The 10225-nt window shown below is 66.8% G+C and carries 11 protein-coding genes and 1 pseudogene; 4 read left to right on the top strand and 8 right to left on the bottom strand.

The features are described 5' to 3' along the window. Nucleotides 1–28: 28 nt before the first annotated feature. From C6C15_RS01380 to trxB, 5 genes are read right to left on the bottom strand one after another with little or no spacing between them, the layout of a single operon-like run. A complete protein-coding gene (locus tag C6C15_RS01380) occupies nucleotides 29–436 on the bottom strand; it encodes an arsenate reductase ArsC (protein WP_017201945.1) in 408 nt (135 codons plus the stop codon). 28 nt (nucleotides 437–464) lie between these two features. After that, entirely contained in the window at nucleotides 465–1460 is a 996-nt protein-coding gene (locus C6C15_RS01375) for a metalloregulator ArsR/SmtB family transcription factor (RefSeq protein ID WP_067122911.1), read from the bottom strand. Between the two features lie 2 nt (nucleotides 1461–1462). Next, nucleotides 1463–2554 carry an ACR3 family arsenite efflux transporter gene (gene arsB, locus C6C15_RS01370; protein ID WP_105949095.1) on the bottom strand — a complete coding sequence of 364 codons (1092 nt, stop codon included), beginning with the start codon at nucleotides 2552–2554 and terminating at the stop codon, nucleotides 1463–1465. After that, nucleotides 2551–2877, bottom strand: a complete 327-nt coding sequence (trxA, locus tag C6C15_RS01365) for a thioredoxin (protein ID WP_067122905.1) — start codon at nucleotides 2875–2877, stop codon at nucleotides 2551–2553. The genes arsB and trxA overlap by 4 nt, the downstream gene beginning before the upstream one ends. Continuing rightward, the gene (gene trxB / locus C6C15_RS01360) at nucleotides 2874–3848 is read right to left on the bottom strand and encodes a thioredoxin-disulfide reductase (RefSeq protein ID WP_067122903.1); all 975 of its coding nucleotides are present in this window, start codon (nucleotides 3846–3848) and stop codon (nucleotides 2874–2876) included. Before trxB ends, trxA begins: the two co-directional genes overlap by 4 nt. Nucleotides 3849–3943: 95 nt before the next feature. Here trxB and C6C15_RS01355 point away from each other — a divergent pair, with 95 nt between their 5' ends. Next, nucleotides 3944–4351 (top strand): arsenate-mycothiol transferase ArsC, encoded by a 408-nt coding sequence (locus C6C15_RS01355; protein WP_067122899.1) that lies wholly within the window; start codon nucleotides 3944–3946, stop codon nucleotides 4349–4351. Nucleotides 4352–4444: 93 nt separating this feature from the next. Here the strand turns inward: C6C15_RS01355 and C6C15_RS16960 are convergent, their stop codons facing one another. Together C6C15_RS16960 and C6C15_RS01350 are read right to left on the bottom strand one after the other, a co-directional pair. After that, the gene (locus tag C6C15_RS16960) at nucleotides 4445–4603 is read right to left on the bottom strand and encodes a hypothetical protein (RefSeq protein WP_157560284.1); all 159 of its coding nucleotides are present in this window, start codon (nucleotides 4601–4603) and stop codon (nucleotides 4445–4447) included. A gap of 61 nt (nucleotides 4604–4664) precedes the next feature. After that, complete coding sequence (locus C6C15_RS01350; RefSeq protein ID WP_096713912.1) at nucleotides 4665–5963, bottom strand: FAD-dependent oxidoreductase; 1299 nt, start codon at nucleotides 5961–5963, stop codon at nucleotides 4665–4667. Between the two features lie 83 nt (nucleotides 5964–6046). Between C6C15_RS01350 and C6C15_RS01345 the strand changes: the two genes are divergently transcribed. Both C6C15_RS01345 and C6C15_RS17280 read left to right on the top strand, forming a co-directional pair. After that, nucleotides 6047–6391, top strand: coding sequence for an ArsR/SmtB family transcription factor (locus C6C15_RS01345; protein WP_017201964.1), 345 nt, complete (start codon nucleotides 6047–6049; stop codon nucleotides 6389–6391). Continuing rightward, nucleotides 6325–7332 (top strand): annotated as a pseudogene (locus tag C6C15_RS17280) (MFS transporter); the annotation flags it as partial. The gene C6C15_RS01345 and the pseudogene C6C15_RS17280, both read left to right, overlap by 67 nt. A 62-nt stretch (nucleotides 7333–7394) precedes the next feature. On the opposite strand, the gene C6C15_RS01335 reads toward C6C15_RS17280, so the two are convergent. Next, on the bottom strand, nucleotides 7395–9086 hold the full coding sequence (locus C6C15_RS01335) for an FAD-dependent oxidoreductase (RefSeq protein WP_442789449.1): 1692 nt from the start codon (nucleotides 9084–9086) through the stop codon (nucleotides 7395–7397). A gap of 151 nt (nucleotides 9087–9237) precedes the next feature. On the opposite strand from C6C15_RS01335, the gene C6C15_RS01330 reads away from it, so the two are divergent. Continuing rightward, nucleotides 9238–10218 (top strand): PstS family phosphate ABC transporter substrate-binding protein, encoded by a 981-nt coding sequence (locus C6C15_RS01330; RefSeq protein ID WP_067122890.1) that lies wholly within the window; start codon nucleotides 9238–9240, stop codon nucleotides 10216–10218. Nucleotides 10219–10225: the final 7 nt, after the last annotated feature.

Below are 10225 nucleotides of genomic sequence, written 5' to 3'. Positions count from 1 at the left end.
GTCGCGGATTGTCGAGCCCGTGGACTTCTCAGAGGAGCTCGCTCACCAGCTGTTCGATGCGGCCACGGATATCGTCGCGGATGGGCCGCACGGCGTCGATGCCCTGACCAGCGGGGTCGTCGAGCTTCCAGTCTTCGTAGCGCTTTCCGGGGAAGAACGGGCACGCGTCGCCACACCCCATGGTGATCACGACGTCAGAGGCCTGCACCGCCTCGGTGGTGAGGACCTTGGGCTGCTCGGCGGTGATGTCGATACCAAGTTCCTGCATCGCGTCGACGGCGGTGGGGTTGATCTGATCCGCAGGCATGGACCCGGCCGAGCGAACTTCGATACGGTCGCCAGCGATCTCGCGAAGGAACCCGGCCGCCATCTGCGACCGTCCGGCGTTGTGAACGCAGACGAAGAGGACGGAAGGCTTAACGGTGGTGTCAGTCATGTTTGCTCCTGAATGGGCGGTAGAGGGGTTAGAGGAGAAGGTCGTCCACGAGAACATGGACGCGTGCGGCGATATCGTCACGGATCGCTTCGACGCCTTCGCGAGACGCGAGAGCGGGGTCACCCACCGCCCAGTCGTCGTACCGAACGCCGGGGATGATCGGGCAGACGTCCCCGCAGCCCATCGTGACAACCACATCTGCCGCACGCACCGCGTCGTCGGTGAGCGGCTTGGGATACCGGTCAGCGGCAATGTCACCTTCGATGTCCGTGAGCAGCGATCGGACGTGGGGGTGGATGACGTCCGCGGGATTCGACCCTGCGGAACGTGCAACGACCTTACCGCCGCTGATCTGATTCACGAGTGCTGCGGCGAGCTGGGAGCGTCCGGCGTTCGCAACGCACACGAACAGCACCTGCGGGACGGAGGCGTCGCGGTCCCTGGTGAGGTCAGCGAGGCGCTGCCGGGCGAACCTCTCGGTCAAGGGGATCAATGCAGAGGTGACGCGAGCAGTGCGGGCAAGGGACGTGTACGACTCGCGGACGATGGTGAGCACCACGTCGGCGTCGATCTCCGGGATCTCGTCGGCGAGCTCGTCAGCAAGATGAGTCACGCGCGCGTCGAAGTCGGGTCGTGTGTTTGCGTCCGTGCGCTCAACGCTCCACGGCTCACTCACGGTCGCGGGCGCGAACGAGTCCAGGAGTGCGGTGACCGCGCCGCGGCGGTTCGGGTTGATGCGGTACCAGACCCAGGTGCCGCGCCGCTCGGAGACGAGGACATCCACGTCTTTGAGGACTTTCAGATGGTGCGAGACGGTGGGCTGGGAGACGTCGGCGAGTTCGGCCAGGTCGCACACACACGACTCTCCGCGGGGGTCGGAGGCGATGGCGGACAGCATGCGCAGTCTGAGCGGGTCGGACAGCGCTTTCAGCGTCGCCGCAACCGAAGTGGCGGCGTCGACGCCGATCGCGTGGGTGGCGACGGGACTGCAGGTGTCGCCGGTGGTCGTCAGCGTGACGTTCATGGCTACATCCTTTCAGCGGTGTACGGGTTGGTGTGGAACCAGCGCCGGGCCGCCCACAGGGAGACGTAGACGAGTCCGACGAGCACGGGGACCTCGATCAGTGGGCCGACGACGCCGGCGAGGGCCTGACCGGAGGCGGCCCCGAAGGTGCCGATGGCGACGGCGATGGCGAGTTCAAAGTTGTTGCCCGCGGCCGTGAACGCCAGAGTGGAGGATCGGGCGTATCCGAGCCCGAGCGCCTTCCCGGTGAACAGTCCGATGAACCACATCACGGCGAAGTACGCCAACAGCGGCAGGGCGATGCGGGCCACATCCCACGGCCGGTTGGTGACCTGCTCACCCTGCAGGGCGAACAGCAGCACGATCGTGAACAGCAGGCCGTACAGCGCCCACGGTCCGATCTTCGGAAGGAACGTGTCCTCGTACCAGTCGCGGCCCTTCGCACGCTCCCCGATCAGGCGGGACGCGAAACCGGCGATCAGGGGGATTCCGAGGAAGACGAGCACGTTGAGTGCGATCTGCCAGATCGAGATCTCCAGTCCCTGCGAGTCCAGTCCAAGCCATCCGGGGAGCACAGTGAGGTAGAACCACCCGAGGAGGGAGAAGGCGATGACCTGGAACACGGAGTTGATGGCGACGAGGACGGCGGCGGCTTCTCGGTCACCGCAGGCGAGATCGTTCCAGATGACGACCATCGCGATGCACCGGGCCAGGCCCACCATGATGAGGCCGGTGCGGTACTCGGGGAGATCGGGAAGGAACGCCCAGGCGAGGGCGAACATCAGTGCCGGTCCGACGACCCAGTTCAGTGCGAGCGAGGAGATGAGGAGCTTCTTGTCGCCGGTGACGGCGGCGACTTTGTCGTAGCGGACCTTCGCGAGGACGGGGTACATCATCACCAGCAGGCCGAGCGCGATCGGCACGGAGATGCCGCCGACTTCGATGTGGGCGAGGAGCTCGGAGACGCCAGGGATGAAGCGGCCGACGAGGATTCCGGCGACCATGGCCAGTCCGATCCACAGCGGCAACCAGCGGTCGAGGGTCGACAGGCGGCGGGTGGTCGTTGTGGGGGTGGGTGCGGTTGCGGAGCTCATGCGAGGAGCGCCTCCATCTTCTCTGCGATTGCGGGCTTGGCGTGGGCGCCGATGAGCATGTCAACGCGCGCACCCTGGTTGTAGAAGACCAGCGTGGGGATCGAGGTGACGCCGATGGCGGTCACCGTGGCCGGGTTCTGGTCGGCGTCGAGCTTGACGATCTTGACCCGGCCGTCGTACTCGACGGCGAGCTGGTCCAGAAGTGGGGCGATCTGCTTGCACGGACCGCACCAGGTGGCCCAGATGTCCACCACGACGGGGATCTCGGAGTCGGTGACGTCGTTCTGGAATGTGGCGTCGGTGACCACGATCGGGACACTCATGCGAGGACCTCCTGGGCGTCGAATGCGGGCGCGGTGTCCGTGAGGGCCGCGAGGTAGTGCTGGGCGTCCTGGGCGGCCGCGCAACCCGTGCCGGCTGCGGTGATGGCCTGCCGGTAGGTGTGGTCGACCAGGTCGCCGGCGGCGAAGACGCCGTCGAGGGTGGTGCGGGTGGACGGGTGGGCGACCCGCACATACCCGTCAGCGTCCGTGTCGACGGAGCCTGCGACGAGCTCGGAGCGCGGGTCGTGCCCGATGGCGACGAAGACCCCTGTCACGGAGAGTTCGCGTTCCACTCCGGAGACCGTGTCGCGCAGCGTGACCGCCTCGACCTTGTCCGTCCCGAGGATGCCGGCTACTTCGCTGTTCCAGGCGACGTCGATCTTCGGGTGCTCGAGCACCCGCTGCGCCATGATCTGTGAGGCGCGGAACGTGTCGCGACGGTGCACCACGGTGACCTTCGACGCGAACCGGGTGAGGAACAGCGCTTCCTCCATCGCCGAATCGCCACCGCCGACCACGACGATCTCCTGGTCGCGGAAGAAGAAGCCGTCGCAGGTCGCACACCAGGAGACCCCGTGACCGGTGAGACGCTCTTCATCGGCCAGTCCGATCTTGCGGTAGGCCGACCCCATGGTGAGGATCACCGCACGCGCCAGGTAGGTGTCGCCCGATCCGGTGCGCACCGTCTTCACCGGCCCTGCCAGGTCGACCGAGACAGCGTCGTCGAGAAGGATGCGGGCGCCGAAGCGCTCGGCCTGCGCGCGCATCGACTCCATCAACTCCGGACCCTGGACACCATCGACGAAACCGGGGAAGTTCTCCACCTCGGTGGTCGTCATGAGCGCACCGCCCGCGGTGACGGAACCGGCCAGCACGACCGGGGCAAGGCCCGCCCGCGCCGCATACACCGCAGCCGTATAGCCGGCGGGCCCGGATCCAATGATGATCAGCTCAACCTCTTGAATCGACATGTGTCTATATTGACACTTATCGATACAACGTGCAAGCCTGGTGTCACGCCAACGGTCCGGCGGGCGAGCGGCCCGCCGGAGGAGAGAAGGATGACGTGACAGACCCTCAGACCGTGCTGTTCATCTGCACACACAACGCCGGACGCTCACAGCTGGGCGCGCACCTGCTGGCCCGGCATGCTGGCGATCGACTGATCGCAGACAGCGCCGGCGTACACCCCGCTGCCGCGATCAACCCCGCGGTCGCCGCGTCTCTCGACGAGCTCGGCATCGACACCTCAGCGGCAGTGCCGCGCGCCGTCACCCCGGACGACCTCGCGAGCGCCGATGTGGTGGTACTGATGAAGCCGGGCTTGGAACTACCCGGGCCAGTCTCCGGTGAGGTCGTGCAGTGGGAGTTCCCTGATCCTGCGGACTGGTCCGTGGACAGCGACGCCGTGCGAGAACTCCGTGACGCTGTCGACCAGAACGTGCACGCCTTGGCAGCCCGACTGCTGGAATGACCGCCGGCGGGGTCAGCACCCCGTCTTGTAACGAGTATGCACGTAGGGAGCCCGTCCATCACGGACGGGCTCCCTCTTCCGGTGTTGGGTCGACTACTTGGAGCCGTATCCGACCGGGTTGCCCAGCGACGGCGTGCGGGGTGCGCAGGCGCAGTCGGACAGGTCGAGCTCGAGTTGGATGGTGACGGCGAGCGGGGTGCCGTCGCGGGGGTCTTCGATCGTGACGTTCTTCTCGATCAGCTGGTTGGCCATGTGAGTACTCCTTGGGTTGATTGCGCCCCGCGGGGCGCTGGGTGGTGGCTCGAGCTGCCGGTCAGCCGACGGCGACGCGGGTGGGCTCGAGCTGGATGACCGGCGCCGCGCAGCAACTGCTTCCGGCCCCGTCGAAGTCTCCGGATCCGCCGCAGACGCCGGTGTCGGGAAGGATGAGCTCGTTGCGCTCGGCTCCTGCATGATCGCCCGCGAGGTGCGCGGCGACGCTGCGGACTTGCTCGAACCCGGTGAGAGCGAGGAAGGTAGGGGCGCGGCCGTAGCTTTTTGCGCCGACGATGAAGAAGTCTGGCTCCGGCTGGGTGAGGTCGCGGGCCCCGGTGGCGCCGATCGATCCGCAGGAGTGGACGTTCGGGTTGATCTCCTCCGCGATCCCGGCGACCGCCTCCAGCGACGCATCCAGATCGATGCGCATCTCCGACAGGATGCTCACATCGGGACGGAACCCGGTCAGCGCGAACACCCGGGACACCCCGTCGACCTCCTTGCCGTTCTCCGCGACGATGCGCAGCCCCGCCGCCTCGTCGTGGAACTCGGCGACGCGGAAGCCCGTCACCACGTCGACAACACCGGCTTCGATCACCTTGCGCGCTCGAGTGCCCAGAGCTGCACGCTCGGGCAATTCATCGCCCGCTCCACCACCGAAGACGTTGCCCGTCGTGCCGCGACGCAGCAGCCACGTCACCCGGGTGCCTGGGGTCGTGCGCGCCAACTCGCTCAGCCGGAGGACGGCATGCACCGCGGAGTGCCCGGCACCGATCACGACCAGGTGCTGCCCCGCACACGCGGAGACATCCTCCGGGATGCGGTATGAGATCCGTGCGGCCGCGGCCCGCTCGCCGAGCGCGGGCAGCCCGTCCGCCCCGGCAGGGTTCGGGAGCGCCCATGTGCCGCTGGCGTCGATGACGGCGCGCGCGGAGATCCGACCTTCTGCCCCCTGCGTGTCCCGGGTGTGCACGATGAACGGCTGCCCCTTGCGGCCGCTGTCGACCATCAGGTCCCGGCCTTTGCGGGCGACACCGGTGACGGTGGTCGAGTAGATGACGCGGTCACCGAGGACGCGGGCGAGCGGGTCCAGGTAGCCGGCGACCCATTCGGCTCCCGTGGGGTAACCCGAGTGCGGTGCGGTCCACCCGGTCGGCTCCAGCAGACGCCGCGCGGCCGTGTCGGTGAGTTCCGGCCAGCTGGAGAACAGGCGCACATGTCCCCACTCGGACACCGCAGCAGCTGGTCCATCGCCTCGCTCAACGACCGTCACGGCGATGCCTCGCTCCGTCAGGTGGGCGGCCGCAGCAAGCCCTTGGGGGCCGGCGCCGATGACTACGACGGGAAGCTCGTTCATCACATCTCCTCAAATCGAAAAACTTCAATATGAATAGGCTGCTCCTCCTATCGAAGTTTGTCAATGCGTGCGATACTGGTGTCATGAGTCTTCCTGCCACCCTCGACACCTCGACGTCCTGCTGCGCCCCTCGGGTGACAGCAGCGATCACGGTCGAGGACGCGGAGCGCGTCGCACGGGTCTTCAAAGCGCTCGGGGATCCGACACGGGTGCGCCTGTTGTCGCTGATTGCCGCCGGTGACGGTGGGGAGGCGTGCATCTGCGACCTCACCGCTCCGGTCGGACTGTCGCAGGGCACGGTGTCGCACCACATGAAGCTGCTCGCCGACGCGGGGCTCGTCACCCGCGAGCAGCGAGGGAAGTGGGCGTACTTCGCGATCACCGACGGGGCGCTGGACGCCGCCGCGGACACTCTTCGTTCGGTGTGACCGCTCGGGCCGCGGGCTCCCGGTTCGGGGGTCGGCTTGTCGCGCTGTCGCTGGGTCAGGTCATCAGCTGGGGCATTTTGTTCTACGCGTTGATCGTCGCCTCGCCCGCGATCGCGGACGAGACAGGGTGGCCCGTGGTGCTGGTCACATTGTCGTTCTCGGGTGGACTCGTTGCTTCGGCGATCGCGGGCGTCGTTGTCGGGCGCTGGCTCGACGAGCGTGGGCCTCGGATGATCATGACCGTGGGAAGCATCGTCGGTGCGGGTGGGCTGGTCATCGTGGCGGCCGCGCCGGATCTTGTCGTGTTCACGGCGGGGTGGATCGTGGCGGGGACCGCGCAGGCCGCGGTGTTGTACCAGGCCGCGTTCACGGTGATTGCTCGCCGGTACGGAGACCGCCGCCGGGGTGCAATGACGATCCTCACCCTCGCGGGAGGATTGGCGTCGACCGTCTTTGCTCCCCTCGTCGCCATGTTGCTGTCGATGATGGATTGGCGGTCGGTGTTTCTTGTCCTCGCCGTCGTCCTCGTGGTGACGACCACACCGTTGCATTGGTTCTTCCTCGAGTCGTCCTGGCCACCCGTCATTCATGGTGCATCGGCCGATCACCACACGGTGGCGAGCGTGGTGCGCACGCGACGCTTCTGGATGCTCGAGGCGTCGATGCTCACCCTGGCGGCGGCGCTGTTCAGCGTCACACTCGCAATCATTCCGCTGTTCACTGAGAAGGGGATGACGTACGAGCTCGCCGCATGGGCGCTGGGGCTGCTCGGCGCCGGCCAGGTGATCGGCCGACTGCTGTATGTCGCCGTCCCACACACCGCCGCACCCTGGGTGGCGTTGGCGGCGACGGCAGGGCTGAGCGCCATCGGGCTTGCTCTGATCGCGATCGTGCCCGGCCCGCCGTGGCTGCTCATCAGTATCGGCGTGGGGGTCGGAGCCGTGCGCGGTGCACAGACGCTTGTGCAGGGCTCTGCCGTCGCTGACCGGTGGGGCACCCGGAACTACGGCTCGATCAATGGTGTCTTCGCCGCACCGATCACGGCGATCGGTGCGGTCGGTCCCGCGCTCGGCCCACTCATCGCGGTGGCGACGGGGTCGTACTCCGCCATGGCGTGGGTTGCTGTGGGGTTCGCCGGGCTGTCACTCACCTTCGCCCGCTTCACCTGATCTCTCCGCCCGTCGATGCCGTCCGCCTCCAAACTGCGCGACGTATCGGCGTGGGCGGGGATCGTCGATCCCGCTGCGCGGGTTGACGTGCTCCACGCTTGGGTAGCGATCTGCACCGCATCCCAGGGGGAGCCGAGCGGCGGGGTATAAGACAGGTCGAGGTCGCTGATCGCATCTACGGACATGCTGTGGTGCAGTGCGGTCGCGAATGTATCGACGCGCTTGGAGATCTCGGCGCTGCGCGATCCGACCAGTTGCGCGCCGAGGAGACGCCCCGATTCAAGGTCTCCGGTCACACGGATATGGATCGGGGTGGCGCCTGGGTAGTAGCGCTTGTGGTCGTCGGCAGTGACGGTGTGGCTGTGCGGCCGATGCCCCGCGGTCTCGGCTTCGTGATCGCGAAGGCCCGTGCGTGCAGCTACCAGGTCGAACACCTTCACGACCTGGGTTCCCAGGCTGCCGTGGAATCGCGCATCGGCGCCGACCGCGTTCGCGCCCGCGACGCGCCCTTGTTTGTGCGCGGTCGTGCCGAGCGGAAGATACGTGTCGCCGAGAAGGCGATGACGGGTGATCACACCGTCCCCGCCCGCCCAGATCTGCGGAATCCCTGTCTGCATCCGTTCGTCCACGATGACGGCGCCGCCGGCTCCGGTTCGTGCCCCGATTCCGGTGAGGAGCTCCACATTGGGGCGCACACCCACCACGACGAGGACCAGCTCGGCGCGACGCACGAACGGGGCACCGTCGCGGGTGCCCTGGACCGCAAGGAGCCCACTGTCGCGACCGATATCGTGCACCTGCATGCCCGTTTCCACCGTGACGCCATTGCGGTGGAGCTCGTCGCGCACGAGCGCTCCGAGCTCCGTGTCGAGGGTGGAGAGCACCTGGGGTCCGCGTTGCAGCTGCGTGACCTGGAGTCCGCGGATGGTGAGCGCTTCGGCCATCTCGAGGCCGACGTACCCCGCGCCGATGATGATCGCCGTCGACGGTTGATGCTCATCGATGTAGCTCTCAAGAGCGAAGGTGTCACCCATCGTGTGGAGCGTATGCACACCGTCCGCAGGCCCGAGCCGGTCGGTCCCGTGGATACCCGCCGTCGACGCGGATGCACCCGTCCCGACGACGAGCGCATCGTAAGGAATGGCGGACCCCGCTCCATCGCTGGTCCGCACCGCGAGGGTGCGGGCGTCGACGCTGATGCCTGTCGCGAGCGTGTTGGTGCGCACCTGGAGGCCGGCCGCTTCCAGATCGGCGAGCGTGCGATGTGCGAGGGACTGCCACGGTTGCACCTCCCGCGAGAAGTAATAAGGGATGCCGCAGATGGAGAAGTTCGGGTACGCATCGGCAACGACGACCGTCACATCAGCGGATTCGTCCACCTCTCGGGCACGGAGCGCCGCGGAGATTCCCGCGTCGCTTCCTCCGATCACGACCAGGTGCATGTGAGTCCTTTCTGTCGAGATCTCGCCGCCCGCGAAGCCTTGACGACGCGCGACATCCGCGCACCTGATCATCGCGTCGATCACGGCACGATCCGACACCCGGGCGGGAAGATCAACGAACCCTTTCGTCGCCGTTCACCTCACGTTCATATAGATAGCCTTCTATAACTACGTCGGATAGACAAGCATCTATGTGAAGCGGCGACTCGGCTGCTTCATCCCTCGAATACCTGAGATGAAGGAAGCACACGTGCGAAAGTCCACAGCAAAGATCTTCGCGTCCACCGCATTGGTCCTGGTCGGGGCACTAGCCCTGAGCGGGTGCGGCGGGCAGCCCTCCGGTGGTGACACCTCTGGATCCGGCGCGAGCGGGGGCGGACTGACCGGTTCGGTGAACACCGACGGTTCGTCGACCGTCGCCCCGCTGACTGAGGCCGCCGCTGACCTGTTCCGCGATGAGGAGAGCGGCGTGAACGTCTCGGTCGCGACGTCGGGTACCGGTGGTGGCTTCAAGACGTTCTGCGCCGGCGAGACGGATGTGTCCAACGCGTCGCGTCCGATCAAGGACGAGGAAGCTGCGGACTGCGAGGCCGCCGGCATCAAGTACACCGAGATCGTCGCCGCCAACGACGGCCTGTCAGTCATCGTGAACCCGGAGAATGACTGGGCGGAGGACTTGACCGTTGAGCAGCTCAACCTGATCTGGGGGCCGGAGGCGGAGGGCAAGATCACGAACTGGAACCAGGTCGATCCCAGCTTCCCCGACCAGGCCATCACGCTCTTCGGCGCCGGCACCGACTCGGGCACGTTCGACTACTTCACCGAGGAGATCAACGGCGAAGACGGTGCGATCCGCACCGACTACAGCCCCTCCGAAGATGACAACATCACCATCCAGGGCGTTGCGGGAGACGTCAGCGCGATCGGGTTCCTCGGCCTCAGCTACGTCGAAGAGAACGAAGGTGTCGTGAAGGCAGTCGCCGTCGACGGCGTGATGCCGAGCACCGAGACCGTGCAGGACGGCACCTACACCCCGCTGGGTCGCCCCCTGTTCATCTACGTGAACAACGCCTCGTACGTCGACAAGGAGCAGGTGAAGTCGTTCATCGACTTCTACGTCGCCAACTCCGCGGAGATCGCTGAGCGTGCACTGTTCGTGCCGTTGACCGAGGACCAGGTCACCACCGCCACCGACGAGCTCGCCTCGCTCGGCTGAGCACCGC

Source organism: Microbacterium sp. str. 'China', assembly GCF_002993305.1.
In the GTDB taxonomy this organism is placed as follows: Bacteria; Actinomycetota; Actinomycetes; order Actinomycetales; family Microbacteriaceae; genus Microbacterium; species Microbacterium paraoxydans.
Note: the sequence above shows the minus strand (reverse complement) of the source record. Positions and strands in the feature narration are given on the sequence as shown.